Raw genomic sequence first — 18,670 nt, 5'->3', positions numbered from 1 at the left:
TGAATTGCAAAGCCGAAACGGATTTCAGAAGCTGCCGAACATTCCGCCGATCAGGAGGATGGCGATGAGCGCGAGGATCGCGCCGCCGATGCTGACGATCGCAATATCGCGGTAGCTCTCCCTGTGCCCGGTTCCGCAGACGGCGAGCAGCGTGATGACAGCGCCGTTGTGCGGCAGGGTGTCGAGTGTACCGGACGAGATGACGGCGACGCGGTGCAGCAGCGATAGGTCGATGCCCGCTTCAGACGCGCGGGCAATGAAGGTCGGGCCGAGCGCTTCGAGGGCGATCGTCAGGCCGCCCGAGGCCGATCCGGTCAGGGCCGAGAGGATGTTGGTGGCGACGGCCAGCGAGACGGCCGGTCCGCCGCCTATTCCGAGCACCCAGTCGCGGACGGCATCGAAAGCGGGCAGGCTGGCGATGACGGCGCCGAAGCCGACGAGGCTGGATACGCTGATCGACGGCATGACCGAGGCGTTCACGCCGGCATCGATCGTGTCGCGCAACAGCGGCAGGCGGCGAAAATTGAGGGCCAGTGCAAGTATGATGCCGGCAGCCAATGCAGCGACCACCGCCCATACGCCGATGACGGCCGACAAGGTGGTGGCACCCCAGCGCGGTTCGGAGAGGAACGCGGCGTCCATGGAGGGGAGGAGGACGAGCGAGAGCAGCATGTTGCCGGCGATGACGGTGACGAGCGGGGCGATCGAAGCGATAAAGGAGGGCTCGACGGCCGCAGCCTTGCCGCGGGCAAGCTCCGCGGGGTCGAATTCGCGTGCGGCGTTGGCATGCTCGCGCAGCTTCGGATCTTCGGTAACGTTGCGCGGCGGACGGTCGTCCCCGAAGCCTTCGCCCGCATTTCGTGCGGCACGCTCCACCCGCCCCAGCCACCAAAGACCGAAGGCCACCATGATTGCGGACGCGATCAACCCCAGTCCCGGGGCGGCAAACGGCGTGGTGCCGAAGATCGGCATCGGGATGGCGTTCTGGATCGACGGCGTACCGGGCATGGCCGACATCGTGAAGGTGGATGTGCCGAGTACGATTGCGGCCGGCATCAGCCGCCGCGGAACGCCCGCCCGCCGGAACAGGTCCTCGGCCATCGGCGCGATCACGAAGAAGGCAACGAACAGGCTCACACCGCCATAGGTGACAAGCGCACCGGCCAGCACGACGGACACGATCGCCCGGCGTATGCCGAGCTTGTCCATCAGAACGCGCGAGATCACCCTGATCGATCCCGTATCCTCCATCAGCTTGCCGAACAGCGCGCCAAGCAGGAAGAGCGGGAAATACTGGGCAAAGAAACCTGCCGCGTTGGGCATGAAGATCTGCGTCCAGCTGGCCAGCAGCGGCTCGCGGGAAAGCGCGGCGGCAAGCAGCGCTGCAAGCGGGGCCAGAAGCAGGATGCTCCAGCCGCGGTAGGCGAGTGCAATCAGCAGCGCGAGGCCGGCAGCTATTCCCAGAAGCCCCATCTCAATTCCCCTGGACCAGTTCGTCGATGTCGAAGGTGGGACGATGGCCGATGTCGTCGGCATGTTGCCGGATAAATTCGTCGGCCGCCTCGCGTCCCTTGTCGCGCAGCATCGTCAGGAAGGGCCATTCGGCATTCAGCTTGGAGGAGTAGCCGAGATCGAGCATCACGTCGCCGGCGATCCGGTGCAGCCGCATCGCGCCCCAGCGCGATCCTTCCGCGTGACCGGAATCGGCGATCTTGCGCATGATTGCCGCCATGCGCAGTTCCTTCAGCAGAACGGCGTTGAAGGAGACCTCGTTCAGGCGACTTTGGATTTCTCTGGCTGTGCGGGGCGTTTCCGGGCGCTCGATCGGATTGATCTGGACGAGGATGGTGTCCTCGGCGGCGCAGTCCTCGATCAGTGGCGTCAGCGTCGGATTGCCCGAGAAGCCGCCATCCCAATAGGGCACGCCGTCGATCTCGACTGCCTGGTAGAGGGTCGGCAGGCAGGCGGAGGCGAGAAGAACGTCCGGCGTCAGTTCGGCGTTGCGGAACACGCGCCCGCGCCCCGTATGCACGTTGGTCGCCGTGATGAAAAGCCGGACCGGGGAAGCGACCAGCCTGTCGAAATCGACGCAGGCCTCCAGGATCTCCGTCAGCGGGTTCTTGCCGCTCGGGTTCATCTGGTAGGGAGAAACCATGCGCGCCATCATGTCCATCACGACGAAGGCGGGCGAGAAGTCGAGCGCCCAGCGGCCGAGCATGATATCGAGCGGGGTGCGCTGGAACGGGCTGAAGCGGGCCGCGTCGGACACCTTTTTCCAGAAGGTTTCGAGCGATTCACGGGCGCCTTCGGGGCCGCCGTGTTCGTAGCCGTCGGCCAGAACCACCGCGTTCATCGCGCCGGCCGACGTGCCCGAAATCGCTTCCAGCTTCAGCCAGTCTTCTTCGAGGAGGCGGTCGAGGACACCCCAGGTGAACGCGCCATGCGAGCCGCCGCCCTGCAGGGCGAGGTCGATCGGTCTGGTGTTGCGGGACTTCGCATGCGGCATCGACATCAGCGCGACCTCCGTGCGTGGCAGTGTTTTCCCGCACTGCAACAAAGCTGCTGCTATGCATAATCCATGTTTTACAGTCCGTCACCACTTATGATCGAAATGCAAGGACTGATGGCGCTGCCGTTTCATCCCACGCCGCAATCCGGTTTGACCGGCAATGGCCGCTTCGCTAAACAGGTTCGACATGCGGCGGTGCTCCATGCGGAGCCGGAAAGGTGCCCGATGCGGCCGACCCACTAAGGGGGCCAAATCCGGGACTGCCGGAACGGACGGCTCGCGCCGCGCATGTGCATTTGCATGGGAGCGAGGGCGGCCGGATGAATGACGCTGCACAAGAGGTCGTAGATAAGCCTGCACCGGCACTGGTGCTGGGTCTTGGCTGCGAGCGCGGCACACCGCCTTCGGAGGTCATCGCGCTGGCGGAAGAGGTGCTGGATGCTGCCGGTCGCGGCGCCTCGGAAAGACTTCGCCTCATCGCCTCTCTCGATACCCGCTCGGACGAGCCGGCGATGATTGCAGCCGCGCGCCATTTCTCCGTACCCTTGCGCACCTTTGCTGCCGCGAGGCTGGAGGCGGAGACGCCGCGGCTGTCCGAGCCCTCGGACATCGTCTTTCGCCATACCGGCTGCCACGGCGTTGCCGAGGGCGCGGCGCTCGCCGCAGCGGGGCCTGATGGACGGCTCGTCGTGACGAAGCGCAGGTCAGCGCATGCTACGGCCGCAATCGTCGAATCATTTCAGGCTGTTGTCGGTGCTTTTTCGCAGGGCGGTTCTGCTCGTTCGGAAATCGAATCAAGCCTCGGGGGCGCTGCCTGATGGACGCGGTCTTTTCCAACCTGCCGGAACTGGAGGCCGGGAACGTCTGGCTGGTCGGCGCCGGTCCGGGCGATCCGGGATTGTTGACGCTGCTTGCCGTGCAGGGACTGCGCCAGGCCGACGTGATCGTGCACGACGCGCTGGTCAATGCCGACTGCCTCAAGCTCGCCCGCCCGGGTGCCATGCTGGAATTCGCCGGCAAGCGCGGCGGCAAACCGTCGCCGAAGCAGCGCGACATCTCGCTGCGGCTGGTGGAACTGGCGCGTGCGGGCAAGCGCGTGCTGCGGCTGAAGGGCGGGGATCCGTTCGTGTTCGGCCGCGGTGGCGAAGAGGCGTTGACGCTTGTCGAGCACAACGTTCCGTTCCGCGTGGTGCCGGGCATTACGGCCGGTATCGGCGGCCTTGCCTATGCCGGCATTCCCGTAACGCACCGCGAGCTCAACCATGCCGTCACCTTCCTGACGGGGCATGATTCCTCCGGCGTCGTTCCCGATCGCATCAACTGGCAGGGCATTGCCGCAGGCTCACCGGTCATCGTCATGTACATGGCGATGAAGCACATCGGCCAGATCGCTTCGAACCTTATGGCCGCCGGTCGCGCGCCGGACGAACCCGTAGCCTTCGTCTGCAACGCCGCGACCGCCGCCCAGACGGTGCTGGAGACGACGCTTGCCAAGGCGGAGGCCGATGCCATGGCTGCCGGGCTGGAACCGCCGGCGATCGTCGTGGTCGGCCAGGTGGTGCGGCTACGCGGCGCGCTGGACTGGCTGGGCGCCTTGCGGGACGGCAAGGTGTTGCTTGCTGATCCGTTCGGATCCCGGAGCATGAAGGATCCCGCATGAGCGGGTTGATGATCGCAGCGCCCGCCTCCGGGTCGGGTAAGACCACGGTGACGCTCGGCCTGCTTCGGGCACTGGCCGACGAGGGGGTCGCGCTGTCGCCGGGCAAGGCGGGGCCGGACTATATCGACCCGGCGTTCCATGCCGCGGCCAGCCGCTCGGACTGCCTCAACTATGATCCATGGGCGATGCGGCCGGAGCTGCTTGCGGCCCACGCATCGGAGCAACGGCACGGCGGCAGGCTGCTGCTCATCGAGGCGATGATGGGCCTCTTCGACGGGGCGGCCGACGGAAGCGGGTCTCCCGCCGATCTCGCCGCCATGCTCGGACTGCCGGTCGTCCTCGTCGTCGATTGCAGCCGCCTGTCACACTCGGTCGCAGCGATGGTGAGCGGCTTTGCGGATTTCCGAAACGACGTCTCCGTTCGCGGCGTGATCCTGAACAAGGTGGGCAGCGCCCGCCACGAGGCGATGCTGCGGGATGCGCTCGGCAAGGCGGGTGTGTCCGTGCTGGGCGCGCTTCCACGTGACGGTCTTCTGGCCCTGCCGGAACGCCACCTCGGTCTCGTGCAGGCCGGCGAGCATGGGGCACTGGAAGACTTCATCCGCCATGCCGCCGAAACCATGCGCAGTCTTCTCGACTTTCGGCAGCTGCTTTCGATCGCCGGCGAGGCTGACGTCTGCGGAGACACGCAGCGGTCGGTACGCCTGCCGCCACTCGGGCAGAGGATTGCGATCGCCCGCGACAACGCGTTTGCCTTTCTCTATCCGCATCTGCTCCAGGGCTGGCAGCACCAGGGAGCCCAGCTCGATTTCTTCTCGCCGCTGCGGGACGAGGCGCCGCAGGCAGACTGCGACGCGGTCTTCCTGCCCGGCGGATATCCCGAACTGCACGGCGATGCGCTTGCCAATGCCGGCAATTTCCGCAATGGCATGCTGGCGGCTGCGGCACGTGGGGCGCGCATCTATGGCGAATGCGGGGGATACATGACCTTGGGCGAGGGGCTGGTCGCGGCGGATGGGGAGCGGCATCGCATGCTGGGCCTGCTGCCGCTCGTCACGAGCTTTGCCGAACGGCGCCGCCATCTCGGCTACCGCCGCGTCGTGCCGTTCGCAGGTTCCGGGTTCGAGGCGCCGATGACGGCGCATGAGTTTCACTATTCCACGGTGGTGGAGGAGGGTGTTGCCGACCGGCTGTTCCGGGCGAGGGATGCGGCGGGGCAGGACCTCGGCATGGTCGGGCTGCGGCACGGCAGCGTCTGCGGGTCTTACATGCACCTGATCGATCTTGCGGCAGGTGTGCCATGAGCACGGCGCCTATTCAGCACGGCGGCGGGATATCGGCGGCGGCAAGCCGCTATGGCGGCCGCCTCGAGGACTGGCTCGACCTTTCGACCGGTATCAATCCGCGTCCGGTCGATCTTCCTGCGATCGAGGAAGCCGCATGGCACCGGCTGCCCGATGCCCATCGCGTCCAGAACACCCGGCAGGCCGCCGCCCGCTACTATGGCACCCGGACGGGCCTGCCCCTGCCGGTGCCGGGCACGCAGGCGGCCATCCAGCTTCTGCCGCGACTGGTGCCGGCCGGGCGGCGGGTCGCGGTCGTATCGCCGACCTATGGAGAATATGCGCGTGTGCTGCGGGCCGCCGGTCATCCCGTGGACGCGGTGAACGATGTGCGAGAACTGAGCCCGGAGCACGGGCTTGCCGTCGTCGTCAATCCGAACAATCCGGACGGCCGTCTCCATCGCCCGGAGGATCTGCTTGAGGCGAGGGATCGTCTCGTGTCAGTGGGCGGCACCCTCATCGTCGACGAGGCGTTTGCAGACATGGTGCCGGAAGCCTCGCTTGCGGGGCATGCCGGCAGCCTGCCGGGCCTTCTGGTCTTTCGCTCCTTCGGCAAGTTCTTCGGGCTTGCCGGGCTGCGGCTGGGCTTCGTCCTCGGTCCCGAGGACATTCTTGCCGATTTCACCGAATGGCTCGGTCCCTGGTGTGTTTCCGGGCCCGCACTCTCGATCGCTGCCGGCCTGATGAACGGCGACTGCGCGCCGATCCGGCATTCGATCCTGAAGCGCAAGGCGGCGCTCGACGAAGTGCTGGGCGGCGCCGGCCTGGAGATCGTCGGCGGCACGCCGCTCTTTTCGCTGGTGGCTGATCGGCATGCTGCGGAAATCCATGAATGGCTGTGCATGAAGCATGTACTCGTGCGGGCATTCGACTATGATCGCAACTGGCTGCGTTTCGGCCTGACGCCGGACGAAGCCTGTGACCGGCGCCTTGCCGAGGCGCTCAGCCATTTTTCCGCCTGACCCATGACCGTTACACTGCTCGTCCTCGCCATCGCCCTGCTGCTCGACCGCCTCGTCGGCGATCCGCCGAGGCTCTGGAACCGCGTACCTCATCCGGTCGTCCTGTTCGGCTGGGCCATTTCGGCGCTGGACCGGATGTTCAACGGCAAGCGGATGCGCGCGGACACGCGCCGTTTCAACGGCGTGGTCGCGATCGGCGCTCTGCTGTCGATGGCGCTCATCGTCGGCTATGTCATCCATATGCTGCTATTGCTGCTTGGATGGGCCGGCCTTGCGGTCGAGGCGGTCGTCGTGGCGCTGTTCCTTGCGCAGAAGAGCCTCGCCGACCATGTGGGCGCCGTTGCGGAGGGCCTGAAAACGAGCGGCCTGGAGGGCGGACGGCAGGCGGTGTCGATGATCGTCGGCCGCGATCCGGCGACGCTCGACGAGCCGGCCATCTGCAGGGCGGCGATCGAGAGCCTGGCGGAGAACTTTTCCGATGGCGTCGTCGCGCCGGCGCTCTGGTACGCATTGCTCGGCCTGCCGGGACTGCTCGCCTACAAGATGCTGAATACTGCCGATTCGATGATCGGGCACAAGAACGCGAAGTATCTCGAATTCGGCTGGGCCGCCGCACGGCTGGACGACCTCGCCAACTGGCCGGCGGCGCGCCTCTCGATCCTGCTGATCGCCTTCGGCGCCTGGCGGACGGAGGGAAAGCGCGCGGCACGCACGGCACTGGACGTCGGGCTTCGCGACAGCGGCCTGCACCGTTCGCCCAATTCCGGCTGGCCGGAAGCGGCAATGGCGGGCGCGCTGGGCATCGGCCTAGCCGGTCCGCGCATCTATGGCGGCGTGCGGGTGGACGAACCGATGATCAATGCGGGCGGCCGCACGGTCGCAACGACCGCCGATATCCGCCGCGGGCTCTCAGTCTTTGGCCGCGCCTGCGATGGCCTGGCATCGCTCGCCGTGACGGGCGCGCTGCTGGCTGCGGTGATCTGATACCAAGTCTCGATGATAGGACGATATAGGATGGCTTATGGCTGATCGCCGGCTAGGCGCGGCGCGCAGGGCGATGCTGCCGCATCGGAAAAACCCGATCGAGCCGGTCCTATCGGTTCCTATCATCGAGACTTGGTATGAGACGTCAATCGATGCCGGCGAACTGCTGGAGGCGATCGATATCGGGCACGATCACGTGGCGGTTGTTCTCGATCTGGATGACGCCGTCCTTGCGGAGACGGGTGAACTGGCGGCTGACCGTCTCGATCGTCAGGCCGAGGAAATCGGCGATGTCGGCGCGCGAGAGTGGCAGGTCGAAGACGGAGCCTTCCACCGTCTCGGGATCGTAGTGCGTGGCAATGAGGAAGAGGAAGCTCGCCACCTTTTCCTGCGCATTCTTGCGGCCGAGCGTCAGCATCCAGTCGCGCGCCTCGTCCAGTTCCTTGAGCGACTGCTGGTACAGCTTGTGCTCCAGGTCGGGCGTGCGGCTGACCAGGCGCTCGAGCATCTGACGCGGAAAGGTACAGATCTCCGTGTCGGTCGCAGTCTCGGCGCTGTGCGGGCTTTCCTCCACGAACGGCCGGCCCAAAAAGTCCGGCGCGAACTGCAGGCCGACGATCTGCTGGCGGCCGTCCGGCATCATGCGGGTCAGCTTGACGACGCCGCGCATGATGTTGGCGAAGGCGCCCATGTCCTCGCCCTGACCGACGACTTCCGTGCCGGCCTCAAGACGCTTGCGTGTCGAGTGCTTGCTCAGATCCACGAGCTGTTCGGGAGACAATGCGCCGCACACGCCGCCGTGGCGCGCTTCGCAGGCTCGGCATACGACCGGTATCTCGGAGCTGTGGATGTCCTTGCGCTGCATATCCATGTATGTGCCCCCGACTTGTCTGCCGCTGCGCGATCCCTGAACGAGATCGGGCATTGTTGCAATGCGACATTGTCGCCCCGGACCCATCCGCGGCAGAATATCGCGACCTCTGATTGACAATTGTTAATTCCAGACCGGGCGCGCCGATTTGATCGAAATCAATTCGCGGAAAGATTGTGAGGGAATATCCAGGGTGGCGCGGACTATCTGATCGCGGTCTTCTTGCAACTTTCGATGCGTCGGATAGGCTTGCGACAATCGATGCGCATCGGAAATCGGCAGTTGATGTTTGCGCAACACCATGTCGCCAAATCGCAGCAGCGCCGACACTGCCCCATTGGCATTTCCGCCGCATTTACTTATAGGATCGGCCGACCAAAGAATTCATGAGGTACTGGCGTGACAGCTACATTTGACAAGGTTGCCGACATCATCGCGGAAACCAGCGAGATCGATCGCGAAACGATCAAGCCCGAGAGCCACACGATCGACGATCTCGGCATCGACAGCCTGGACTTCCTCGACATCGTTTTTGCGATCGACAAGGAGTTCGGCATCAAGATCCCGCTCGAGCAGTGGACGCAGGATGTCAACGAAGGCAAGGTGGCGACCGAAGAGTATTTCGTTCTGCAGAACCTCTGTGCCAAGATCGACGAGTTGCGCGCCGCAAAGGCGTAAATGCCCAGTGCTGCCATGCGCGGCCTCCCGCATTCCGTTGTCGGGCGCTGACGGCCTGCCGAACATGGCAGGCCTTTGACGTTCCGGGCTCCGGTAACAAAGCGGTAACTTGCGGCTATATGGGATTGCGATGCTGCTTGAATATTTCCAGATGATCGACCGGGTCGAAACCGTGGACGCCGAGCGCAAGACGCTCACGGCGCGTTCGGTGGTCCCGTCGAAAAGCCCCGTCTTTGAAGGGCATTTCCCGGGTATGCCGCTCGTGCCTGGCGTCCTTCTGATCGAAACGATGGCGCAGGCATCCGGCTTTCTGGTGCTGGCCGCCACGAATTTCAACGCGATGCCGTTCCTGATGTCGGTCGACGGCGCCAAGATGCGCGCGTTCGTCGAACCGGACGCCGTGCTCGACATCGAGGCGGTGCTGGAGCACGACGGTTCGGGTTTCGCCGTGACCAAGGCAAAGATCACCTCCGACGGCAAGAAGATCTGCGACGCCCAGCTGAAGCTGCGTACCATGCCGTTCAGCGAAGTGCCGTTGGCCGACATCGTGCGCCGCCGGGCCGGCGAAGTCGGCCTTACGGACGCGCTTGCCGCAACGGCCCAATAAAGAGGAACTGACGCATGACGAAGGCGCCGAACGACGTCGTCATCACCGGCATCGGTATCGTCACCTGCCAGGGTGTCGGGACCGAGCCGCACATCGCGCTGCTGAAGGCTGCGACCGCACCGGAACTGAAGATCGAGGCAGAGCGGTTTGCGCCTTATCCGGTGCACCCGATGCCGGAGATCGACTGGTCCCAGCAGATCGCCAAGCGCGGCGACCAGCGGCAGATGGAGAACTGGCAGCGTCTCGGCGTCTTCACAGCCGGACTGGCGCTGGACGATGCCGGACTGAAGGATGATGCCGAAGCCTGCGGCACGATGGACATGATCGTCGCCGCCGGCGGCGGTGAACGCGACATCAACGTCGATTCGCTGATCGTGGACGAGGGGCTGAAGCGCAACGACCGCGAGCAGTTGCTGAACGAGAAGCTGACGACGGAGCTGCGTCCCACGCTCTTTCTGGCCCAGCTCTCCAACCTGATGGCCGGCAATATCTCGATCGTCCACAAGGTGACAGGATCCTCGCGTACCTTCATGGGCGAAGAGGCTGCGGGCATCAGCGCCATCGAGACCGCCTTCGCCCGTATCCGTGCAGGCCAGTCGACGCACACCCTGGTCGGCGGCGGCTTCGTCGCGGAGCGGCCGGACGTGATCCTTCTCTACGAGGCGCTCGGCGCCCATGCGACGGGTGGCTGGACGCCGCTCTGGTCGCGCGACGAGAATGCCGGCGGGGGTATCATCTCCGGCTCCGCCGGTGCCTTCCTGGTGCTGGAATCGCGCGCGCACGCCGAAGGCCGCGGTGCCCGCATCTATGCGACCATCGACGAAATCGGCGGCGACCGCGGTCGCCGCGAGGATGGGCGGCTGGAAAGCCGACTGGATGCGCTGGTGGACGGCCTCGCGGCCAAGGCCGAATCCGCGATCATTTTCTCCGGCGCTTCGGGCATGCACGTGCTTGCCGATCGCGAGAAGACCTGGCTCGATACGCGCTTTGCCGGCGTTCCGGTGCGCGCTTATGGCGGCGTGACCGGCCATGCGCTGGAAAGCCAGTTCCCGCTCGGGCTGGCGCTTGCCGGACTTGCGCTTGCCAACGAGGCGAAGGTTCCTGCCTTCGACCCCTCAAGCGAAGGGACGATGGACGGCGCGGCAGATACGGCGATCGTCACCACGATCGGTCATGCGCGTGGCGAAGGCATTGCAATCCTGAAGGCAGAGAAGTGAGGACAGGCGCATGACCAAGGCAGCCTTTAGGGATCATCTCGGACGCCCGATCGTCGCCGTGACTGGCATGGGCGTCATCACCTCGCTCGGGCAGGGCCTGAAGGACAACTGGGCAGCGCTTTCGGGCGGTGTTTCCGGTATCCATGGCATCACCCGTTTTCCCGTCGATGGGCTGAACACCCGTATCGCCGGCACCGTGGACTTCGTGGAACTGCCGGCGGAAAACCCGGTGGAGCGTTCCTATTTCTATGCGCGCGAAACGACCGACGAGGCCTTGGCGCAGGCCGGCCTGTCCGGCGATTTCGGCGGACCGCTGTTTCTCGCCGCACCGCCGATCGAGCCGGAATGGAGCGCGCGCTTCGCACTTGCCGATCGCGCACCGCCGTCGCAGCGGCCGGGCGACGCCTATGACCGCTTCCTGGCGGTGCTGCGCGACAAGCCCGATCCGGCACTGCACGAGGCCTGGCTGTTCGGCGCGATTTCCGAGCGTCTGGCCGATCGCTTCGGCACGCGCGGCCTGCCGGTGACGCTGTCGACGGCCTGCGCTTCGGGTGCGACCGCGATCCAGCTCGGCGTCGAGGCTATCCGCCAGGGTCGCACCGACCGGGCGCTGACCGTGGGCACCGACGGCTCGGTCACGGCCGAAGCGCTGATCCGCTTCGCGCTGCTGTCGGCACTCTCTACCCAGAACGACCCGCCGCAGAAGGCCTCGAAGCCGTTTACCAAGGACCGAGACGGCTTCGTGATCGCCGAGGGTGCTGCGACGCTCGTTCTGGAATCGCTGGAATCGGCAGTCGCCCGCGGCGCGCGCGTGCTGGGCATCATGAAGGGCTGCGGCGAGAAGGCCGACCATTTCCACCGCACCCGGTCCTCGCCGGATGGCGCACCTGCGATCGCGACGATCCGCGCAGCGCTGGAAGACGCCGGCATCGCCGAGGACGGCATCGGCTACATCAACGCGCACGGCACCTCGACGCCGGAAAACGACAAGATGGAGTATCTCTCCATGTCGACGGTGTTCGGGGAGGGGCTTTCGAAGATCCCGGTGTCCTCCAACAAGTCGATGATCGGCCATACGCTGACGGCGGCCGGCGCAATCGAGGCGGTGTTCTCGCTGCAGACGATGCTGACCGGCACGCTGCCGCCGACGATCAACTACCAGAACCCGGATCCGACGATCGTTCTCGATGTTGTGCCGAACGTGAAGCGCGACAAGCAGGTTTCGGCCGTATTGTCGAACTCGTTCGGCTTCGGCGGGCAGAACGCCAGCCTGGTGATGACGGCGGAACCTGCCTGACGGAACTGTAGTGAAGGGGCGATAAAGTCTGCCTCAGCCGATAATATGCATCGCTGCCGTCATCCTCGGCCTTGTGCCGAGGATCCGGTGTCGCTGGTCAACTCTTTGACGAAAATGGCTTACCCTGCGCCACGGGCGACGTGGCCAGATGCTCGGGACAAGCCCGAGCATGACGATCGACCACCGGCCCGTGACAGGCGTATGCCGCCTGCGACCCTCTTGCGAAAGATGTTTCGATTTTCCGGGGCATGCGCTAGAGGAACGATCCGAAACGTGGCGCGCCTTAGGCGCCAGCCGACGCCGCCCATAAACATCATGCCGCCAGCGCGGCAAAGGACCGAAAAATGCGCGCACTGCAGCTTCTCGATGATCGCAAGCTCGAACTGACCGACATTCCCGAGCCTCCGGCGCCGGCACCCGGCGAGGTGACGCTGCGGGTCAAGGCGGTGGCGCTGAACCATATTGACGTCTGGGGCTGGCGCGGCATGGCGTTTGCCAAGCGCAAGATGCCGCTGGTGATCGGCGCGGAAGCCGCCGGTGTCGTCGACCAGATCGGCCCGGGCGTTGCAAACGTGCTGCCGGGGCAGCTCGTATCGGTCTACGGCGCGCGCGTCTGCGGCCTGTGCAAGCCCTGCCGCGAGGGGCGCGATAACCTGTGCGAGCATGTCGGCGGCGTGCATGGGTTCCATCTCGACGGTTTCGCGCAGGAAAAGATCAACATTCCCGCCCGCCAGCTCGTTCCGGCACCTCCCGGCATCGACGCGGTCGCAGCCGCGCTTGCGCCCGTCACCTTCGGCACCGTCGAGCACATGCTGTTCGACAATGCCAAGCTTGAGCCCGGCGAGACGATCCTCGTCCATGCCGGCGGATCGGGCATCGGCACGGCTGCAATCCAGCTGGCCAAGAAGATCGGCTGCACCGTCATCACCACGGTCGGCTCCAACGACAAGATCGAGAAGGCCAAGGCGCTCGGTGCCGACCACGTCATCAACTACCGCGAGGACCGCTTCGAGGGCGTCGTGCGCAAGCTGACGAAGAAGAAGGGCGTGGACGTGGTGTTCGAGCATGTCGGCAAGGACACCTGGGCCGGCTCGATGCTGTGCCTGAAGCGCGGCGGTCGCCTCGTCACATGTGGCTCGACCTCGGGCGTTTCGACCGAGATGAACCTGATGATGCTGTTCCAGCAGCAATTGAAGCTGCTCGGTTCGTTCGGCTGCCGCATGGAGAACATGGCAAACGCCATGCAGAAGATGGCGCGCGGCGTCGTTCACCCGGTGATCGACACCGAGGTCACTTTCGACGGGATCGCGACCGCGCTGGAGCGGATGGAATCGCGCCAGATCTTCGGCAAGATCGTCCTGCGGCTGGACTGACGATCGTGCGTCGTTTCATCACTCGCGTCGTTCTGGCGCTGCGCAATTTCGAACAGTGGCTGATCGCGCAGCTCGTGTTCGGCCTTCTGAACGTCCTGAAGCTGTTTCCGGCGGACGGGGCGATGAACTTCGCCGACCGCGTCGCCCGCTTTATCGGGCCGAAGACGGGCAGGCACGCGCTGATGATGACGAACCTGCGCAACGCCTTTCCCGAAAAGTCTGATGCCGAGCTTTCCGCCATTGCCATGGAGAGCTGGGGCAACATGGGCCGGATGGCCGCCGAATACGTCTTCCTGGATCGACTGTTCGATTTCGATCCGTTCAGCGACAAGGTCGGTAGGGTCGAGGTGGAGGGCATCCCGATCTTCATCGACCTCTACGAGAACCGCCGGCCCTTCATCGTCTTTACCGGCCACACCGGCAATTTCGAGATGTTGCCGGTCGCAGGCGCTGCTTTCGGCATCGAGGTGACGGTGCTGTTCCGGCCGCCCAACAATCCCTACATCGCCGAGAAGGTCTTCGAGTTCCGCCGCGCGCGCATGGGCAACCTCGTGCCGTCGCATGCAGGCTCGTCGTTCACGCTGGCCCGCAAGCTCGACAGCGGCCAGCCCGTCGGCGTTCTGGTCGACCAGAAGTACCGGAAGGGATTGCCCACAAGCTTCTTCGATCAGCCCGTCCATACAAATCCGTTGCTGGCCAAGCTGGTGCGCCAGTTCGACTGCGAGGTCTATCCGGCCCGCTGCATCCGGCTGCCGAACAACCGCTTCCGGCTGGAACTGGAACCGGCAATGGAGATCCCGCGCAAGGCGGACGGTTCGATCGATGTCGATGCCACGGCACAGAAGCTGAACGACAAGGTCGAGCAATGGGTTCGTGAATATCCGAGCCAATGGCTCTGGTATCACGACCGCTGGGACATCAAGCATACGCTGAAGGCCAAGAAGGCCTGACGGGGAGCTTGCGCAGCGGCTCCGGGAACTCTGCTTCGGAATGACCGTATCAGGCGGCGTTGATGCCGCGCAGGAGGTGCTCGCGCTCGAACGCGATGTGGCGGCGGATCGTCTCGAAGAAGCCGCGCAGCATGTAGCCGGCCGCCTCGGCATTCACGTCCGGCGTGCCGCTGCCAAGCTTGAGAAGGGTATCGACCAACTCCTCTGCAAAACATTCGTCTTCGCAGTGCTCGAACTTCAGCCGGTTCAGCGTCCGGCCCAGGTCGCCGTCGCTCGCAGCCTCAGCGGCGAGGTGAGGAAACAGCACCTGTTCCTCGTAGCGATGCAGGCCGTGGATCAGCGGTCCCAAGACCTTTGCCGCATAAATGCACTTTTGCCGGTTCACGGCTGCCGGCAGGCTGTCGGCGATTTCCTCCAGCGCGTCGCACAGCAGCAGTTGTTCGCGATGGGCGCCCGCCAGCCAGTCGAGCGACACGGTGTCGCGGGGCATGGCGGAGAGCAGGTGCTCGACCCTGTCGTGTTCCTGGTTTGCCAGCGTCATTGGCACGTTCCTCGTCCTGAGACCTCAATCTGCCGACATTGATGTCTGCGCGGTCAAAACCTCGCGTTGATCTGCATCAAGGCTGAGCCTTCACGCTTCTGCGAGCACTGCGCTGACTGCCGCGATGGGTTTCGAGCGAATCCCCTCCGGCACGCAACACTCGCTGAGTTGGGCACGTTGAGTTGGGGATGCCAACGATGAAATATGGATTTGAAACCGCGCTGCTTGCCGTGGGGGCGTTCTTCGCGCTTCTCGGCGCGGCTTTTGCACATGACAATTTATTCCAGGCCCATATGTGGGTGCTGTTCTTCGTGCTGCTGGGCGGCACGGTGGTAATGCTGCGCCGCGTGTCATTTGCGCCTTATCCCGTTCCCGGCGACAGCGGCAACAAGGCGGACGCGAACCCGTACTTCGACGACGTCATCAAGTACGGTGTCATCGCCACGGTCTTCTGGGGCGTCGTCGGCTTTCTCGTCGGCGTGGTCGTGGCGCTGCAATTGGCGTTTCCCGATCTCAACATCGAACCCTGGCTCAACTTCGGCCGCATGCGTCCGCTGCATACGTCCGCAGTGATCTTCGCCTTCGGCGGAAACGCCCTGATCGCGACGTCGTTCTACGTCGTCCAGCGCACCTCGCGCGCGCGCCTGTTCGGCGGCAATCTCGGCTGGTTCGTGTTCTGGGGCTACCAGCTGTTCATCGTCATGGCCGCGACCGGCTATCTGCTGGGCATCACCCAGGGGCGCGAATATGCTGAACCCGAATGGTATGTGGATCTCTGGCTCACCGTCGTCTGGGTCGCCTATCTGATCGCCTTCCTCGGGACGATCCTGAAGCGCAAGGAGCCGCACATCTACGTGGCAAACTGGTTCTTCCTGTCGTTCATCGTCACGGTCGCGATGCTGCACATCGTCAACAACCTGGCGGTGCCGGTCTCCTTCCTCGGCGTAAAGAGCTATTCGGCCTTCTCGGGCGTGCAGGATGCGCTGACCCAGTGGTGGTACGGCCACAACGCCGTGGGCTTCTTCCTCACCGCCGGCTTCCTGGGCATGATGTACTACTTCGTGCCCAAGCAGGTGAACCGTCCGGTCTATTCCTACCGTCTTTCGATCATCCACTTCTGGGCGCTGATCTTCCTCTATATCTGGGCTGGTCCGCACCATCTGCACTATACCGCGCTGCCCGACTGGGCGCAGACGCTCGGCATGGTGTTCTCGATCATGCTGTGGATGCCCTCCTGGGGCGGGATGATCAACGGCCTGATGACGCTTTCCGGCGCCTGGGACAAGATCCGCACCGATCCGATCGTGCGCATGATGGTCATGGCCATCGCCTTCTACGGAATGGCGACCTTCGAGGGGCCGATGATGTCGATCCGTGCGGTCAACTCGCTCAGCCACTACACCGACTGGACCATCGGCCACGTGCATTCCGGCGCGCTCGGCTGGAACGGCCTGATCACCTTCGGCGCAATCTACTTCCTCGTGCCGAAGCTTTGGAACCGCGAGCGGCTCTATTCGATCCGCATGGTCAACTGGCACTTCTGGCTCGCCACCCTCGGCATCGTCGTCTACGCCGCGGTGATGTGGGTCGCCGGCATCCAGCAGGGCCTGATGTGGCGCGAGTACGACGGCCAGGGCTTCCTCGTCTACTCGTTCGCGGAAACCGTGGCAGCGATGATCCCCTACTACGTCCTGCGTGCCATCGGCGGCGGCCTGTTCCTCGCCGGCGCGTTGATCATGGCCTTCAACGTCACCATGACCATCCTCGGCTACCAGCGCGACGAGGCGCCGATCCCCGGCGTAGCACCCGCACTGCAGCCCGCCGAATAGGAGCACGAACATGTCGATCCTCGACAAACACGCACTCATCGAACGCAACGCGACCCTGCTTCTGGTCGGCTCGCTGCTCGTCGTTACCGTCGGCGGCATCGTGGAGATCGCACCGCTCTTCTACCTCGAGAACACGATCGAGAAGGTGGAAGGCATGCGTCCCTACTCGCCGCTGGAACTTGCAGGACGCGACATCTACGTCCGGGAAGGCTGCTACGTCTGTCACAGCCAGATGATCCGTCCGTTCCGCGACGAGGTCGAGCGCTACGGCCACTACAGCCTCGCCGCCGAGAGCATGTACGACCATCCGTTCCAGTGGGGCTCGAAGCGCACGGGGCCGGACCTCGCCCGCGTCGGCGACCGCTATTCGAACGAATGGCACGTGCAGCACCTGATCGAGCCGCGCTCGGTCGTGCCGGAATCGATCATGCCCAGCTATGCCTTCCTGAAGGAGACGCCCTTGAAGGTGACCGACGTCACCATGAACCTCAAGGCGAACCGGGCCGTGGGCGTGCCCTATGACGATGCGATGCTGGAAAACGCTGTCGCCGACCTCAAGGCGCAGGCGGATCCGAACGGCGACACCGCCGGTCTCCTTGAGCGCTATCCGAAGGCGAAGGTCGGCGATTTCGACGGTGATCCGCAGAAGCTGACGGAGATGGATGCTCTTGTCGCCTATCTGCAGATGCTCGGCACGCTGGTAGACTTCTCCACCTACGATAACGCCAGCGGCTATCGCTGAGGAGGGCGCGAGATGGAAACCTATACCGCCATGCGCCACTTCGCCGACAGCTGGGGGCTGCTCGCCATGACGATCTTTTTCGTCGGCGTCGTTCTCTTCACCTTCCGGCCCGGCGCGCGCAAAGCCGCCGAAAACGCCGCCGAAATCCCTCTCAAGGAGGACTGATATCATGCTCGATAGACCAAGTGCCGAAAAGCACGTCGACGAGATCTCGGGCGTCGAGACCACCGGCCACGAGTGGGACGGGATCCGTGAGCTGAACAATCCGATGCCGCGCTGGTGGGTCTGGACCTTCTACGCGACCATCGTCTGGGCGATCGGCTATACGATCGCGTATCCGGCATGGCCGTTGTTGACGGGGGCCACGCAGGGAGTGCTCGGCTATTCGAGCCGGGTGAACGTCGCCAGGGACCTCGAGGCCGCCCGCACCGCGCAGAACGTCTATGTCGAGCGGATCGCCGCAGCGCCGCTGACCGAGATCGTCGCCGATCCGGAGCTGGCGCAGTTCGCCATCGCCGGCGGTGCGTCGGCCTTCAAGGTCAACTGCGCCCAGTGCCACGGCTCCGGTGCGGCCGGCTCGCAGGGCTTTCCGAACCTGAACGACGACGACTGGATCTGGGGGGGCAGCATCGACGAGATCTACAAGACGATCGCACACGGCATTCGCTTTGAAAGCGATCCGGACACGCACGTCTCCGAAATGCCTGCCTTCGGCGACATGCTGCAGCCCGACGAGATCAGGCAGGTGGCCGCCTATGTGGTCAGCCTCACCGGCACGCCTGCCGACCAGGGCATGGTCGAGCCCGGCAAGCAGCTCTTTGCGGACAATTGCGCCTCCTGCCACGGCGAAGATGCGAAGGGCAATCGCGAGCTTGGCGCGCCGAACCTTGCCGACGCCATCTGGCTGAAGGGAGAGGCCGAGGTGGCCATCGCCACCCAGATCCGGTCGCCGAAGCATGGCGTTATGCCCGCCTGGCTGCCCCGCCTCGGCGAGCCGACCGTCAAGCAATTGGCCGTCTTCGTCCACTCGCTGGGCGGCGGCGAGTAGACGTTCGCAAAATCGGAGCTTTCGGGACCGGCCGGGGAGGCAATGCCCCGGCCGTCATT

General features: G+C 64.6%; 20 protein-coding genes. 15 read left to right on the top strand and 5 right to left on the bottom strand.

Features of this window, described 5'->3' with window-relative positions; translation table 11 throughout:
* Positions 1-24: 24 nt before the first annotated feature.
* Both HV823_RS17865 and HV823_RS17860 read right to left on the bottom strand, forming a co-directional pair.
* Positions 25-1,473 carry a GntP family permease gene (locus tag HV823_RS17865; protein WP_176951097.1) on the bottom strand — a complete coding sequence of 483 codons (1,449 nt, stop codon included), beginning with the start codon at positions 1,471-1,473 and terminating at the stop codon, positions 25-27.
* A gap of 1 nt (position 1,474) precedes the next feature.
* Entirely contained in the window at positions 1,475-2,512 is a 1,038-nt protein-coding gene (locus HV823_RS17860) for a patatin-like phospholipase family protein (protein ID WP_176951096.1), read from the bottom strand.
* A 317-nt stretch (positions 2,513-2,829) separates the two neighbouring features.
* On the opposite strand from HV823_RS17860, the gene HV823_RS17855 reads away from it, so the two are divergent.
* From HV823_RS17855 to cbiB, 5 genes are read left to right on the top strand one after another with little or no spacing between them, the layout of a single operon-like run.
* Positions 2,830-3,327 (top strand): cobalamin biosynthesis protein, encoded by a 498-nt coding sequence (locus HV823_RS17855; RefSeq protein ID WP_176951095.1) that lies wholly within the window; start codon positions 2,830-2,832, stop codon positions 3,325-3,327.
* Positions 3,327-4,169 carry a uroporphyrinogen-III C-methyltransferase gene (gene cobA / locus HV823_RS17850; RefSeq protein ID WP_176951094.1) on the top strand — a complete coding sequence of 281 codons (843 nt, stop codon included), beginning with the start codon at positions 3,327-3,329 and terminating at the stop codon, positions 4,167-4,169. The genes HV823_RS17855 and cobA overlap by 1 nt, the downstream gene beginning before the upstream one ends.
* Positions 4,166-5,473 carry a cobyrinic acid a,c-diamide synthase CobB gene (locus HV823_RS17845; protein ID WP_176951093.1) on the top strand — a complete coding sequence of 436 codons (1,308 nt, stop codon included), beginning with the start codon at positions 4,166-4,168 and terminating at the stop codon, positions 5,471-5,473. Before cobA ends, HV823_RS17845 begins: the two co-directional genes overlap by 4 nt.
* Complete coding sequence (gene cobD, locus HV823_RS17840; protein WP_176951092.1) at positions 5,470-6,474, top strand: threonine-phosphate decarboxylase CobD; 1,005 nt, start codon at positions 5,470-5,472, stop codon at positions 6,472-6,474. The genes HV823_RS17845 and cobD overlap by 4 nt, the downstream gene beginning before the upstream one ends.
* Before the next feature lie 3 nt (positions 6,475-6,477).
* Entirely contained in the window at positions 6,478-7,458 is a 981-nt protein-coding gene (gene cbiB / locus HV823_RS17835) for an adenosylcobinamide-phosphate synthase CbiB (protein WP_176951091.1), read from the top strand.
* 145 nt (positions 7,459-7,603) lie between these two features.
* On the opposite strand, the gene HV823_RS17830 is transcribed toward cbiB, so the two are convergent.
* Together HV823_RS17830 and HV823_RS17825 are read right to left on the bottom strand one after the other, a co-directional pair.
* Entirely contained in the window at positions 7,604-8,329 is a 726-nt protein-coding gene (locus tag HV823_RS17830) for a Crp/Fnr family transcriptional regulator (protein ID WP_176951090.1), read from the bottom strand.
* 123 nt (positions 8,330-8,452) lie between these two features.
* The gene (locus tag HV823_RS17825; protein WP_176951089.1) at positions 8,453-8,659 is read right to left on the bottom strand and encodes a hypothetical protein; all 207 of its coding nucleotides are present in this window, start codon (positions 8,657-8,659) and stop codon (positions 8,453-8,455) included.
* 69 nt (positions 8,660-8,728) lie between these two features.
* Here HV823_RS17825 and HV823_RS17820 point away from each other — a divergent pair, with 69 nt between their 5' ends.
* The 6 genes from HV823_RS17820 to HV823_RS17795 all read left to right on the top strand — a co-directional run bounded on the left by HV823_RS17820 (position 8,729) and on the right by HV823_RS17795 (position 14,451).
* Positions 8,729-9,007 carry an acyl carrier protein gene (locus tag HV823_RS17820; protein WP_097141023.1) on the top strand — a complete coding sequence of 93 codons (279 nt, stop codon included), beginning with the start codon at positions 8,729-8,731 and terminating at the stop codon, positions 9,005-9,007.
* A 130-nt stretch (positions 9,008-9,137) separates the two neighbouring features.
* On the top strand, positions 9,138-9,614 hold the full coding sequence (locus HV823_RS17815; protein ID WP_176951088.1) for a 3-hydroxyacyl-ACP dehydratase FabZ family protein: 477 nt from the start codon (positions 9,138-9,140) through the stop codon (positions 9,612-9,614).
* A 14-nt stretch (positions 9,615-9,628) separates the two neighbouring features.
* On the top strand, positions 9,629-10,831 hold the full coding sequence (locus HV823_RS17810; protein ID WP_176951087.1) for a beta-ketoacyl-ACP synthase: 1,203 nt from the start codon (positions 9,629-9,631) through the stop codon (positions 10,829-10,831).
* 10 nt (positions 10,832-10,841) lie between these two features.
* A complete protein-coding gene (locus HV823_RS17805) occupies positions 10,842-12,128 on the top strand; it encodes a beta-ketoacyl-ACP synthase (protein WP_176951086.1) in 1,287 nt (428 codons plus the stop codon).
* A gap of 344 nt (positions 12,129-12,472) precedes the next feature.
* Positions 12,473-13,501, top strand: a complete 1,029-nt coding sequence (locus HV823_RS17800) for a zinc-binding dehydrogenase (protein ID WP_176951085.1) — start codon at positions 12,473-12,475, stop codon at positions 13,499-13,501.
* A 5-nt stretch (positions 13,502-13,506) separates the two neighbouring features.
* On the top strand, positions 13,507-14,451 hold the full coding sequence (locus tag HV823_RS17795; RefSeq protein ID WP_425487675.1) for a lipid A biosynthesis lauroyl acyltransferase: 945 nt from the start codon (positions 13,507-13,509) through the stop codon (positions 14,449-14,451).
* A gap of 49 nt (positions 14,452-14,500) precedes the next feature.
* Here HV823_RS17795 and HV823_RS17790 read toward each other — a convergent pair whose 3' ends face one another.
* Positions 14,501-14,992 (bottom strand): hemerythrin domain-containing protein, encoded by a 492-nt coding sequence (locus HV823_RS17790; RefSeq protein WP_176951084.1) that lies wholly within the window; start codon positions 14,990-14,992, stop codon positions 14,501-14,503.
* 197 nt (positions 14,993-15,189) lie between these two features.
* Here HV823_RS17790 and ccoN point away from each other — a divergent pair, with 197 nt between their 5' ends.
* Genes ccoN through ccoP form a run of 4 tightly spaced genes read left to right on the top strand, consistent with a single transcriptional unit; the run spans position 15,190 to position 18,611 of the window.
* Positions 15,190-16,821 carry a cytochrome-c oxidase, cbb3-type subunit I gene (ccoN, locus tag HV823_RS17785; RefSeq protein WP_176951083.1) on the top strand — a complete coding sequence of 544 codons (1,632 nt, stop codon included), beginning with the start codon at positions 15,190-15,192 and terminating at the stop codon, positions 16,819-16,821.
* A 10-nt stretch (positions 16,822-16,831) separates the two neighbouring features.
* A complete protein-coding gene (gene ccoO / locus HV823_RS17780) occupies positions 16,832-17,563 on the top strand; it encodes a cytochrome-c oxidase, cbb3-type subunit II (RefSeq protein ID WP_176951082.1) in 732 nt (243 codons plus the stop codon).
* 12 nt (positions 17,564-17,575) lie between these two features.
* Positions 17,576-17,728: a cbb3-type cytochrome c oxidase subunit 3 gene (locus tag HV823_RS17775; RefSeq protein WP_097141014.1), complete on the top strand. Its 153-nt coding sequence runs from the start codon at positions 17,576-17,578 to the stop codon at positions 17,726-17,728.
* Between the two features lie 4 nt (positions 17,729-17,732).
* Positions 17,733-18,611, top strand: coding sequence for a cytochrome-c oxidase, cbb3-type subunit III (gene ccoP, locus HV823_RS17770; RefSeq protein ID WP_176951081.1), 879 nt, complete (start codon positions 17,733-17,735; stop codon positions 18,609-18,611).
* Positions 18,612-18,670 lie beyond the last annotated feature (59 nt).

This window comes from Mycoplana rhizolycopersici (genome assembly GCF_013378445.1).
In the GTDB taxonomy this organism is placed as follows: Bacteria; Pseudomonadota; Alphaproteobacteria; order Rhizobiales; family Rhizobiaceae; genus Mycoplana; species Mycoplana rhizolycopersici.
The sequence above is the reverse complement of the archived record's forward strand: the minus strand, read 5'-3'. Positions and strand labels throughout refer to the sequence as shown.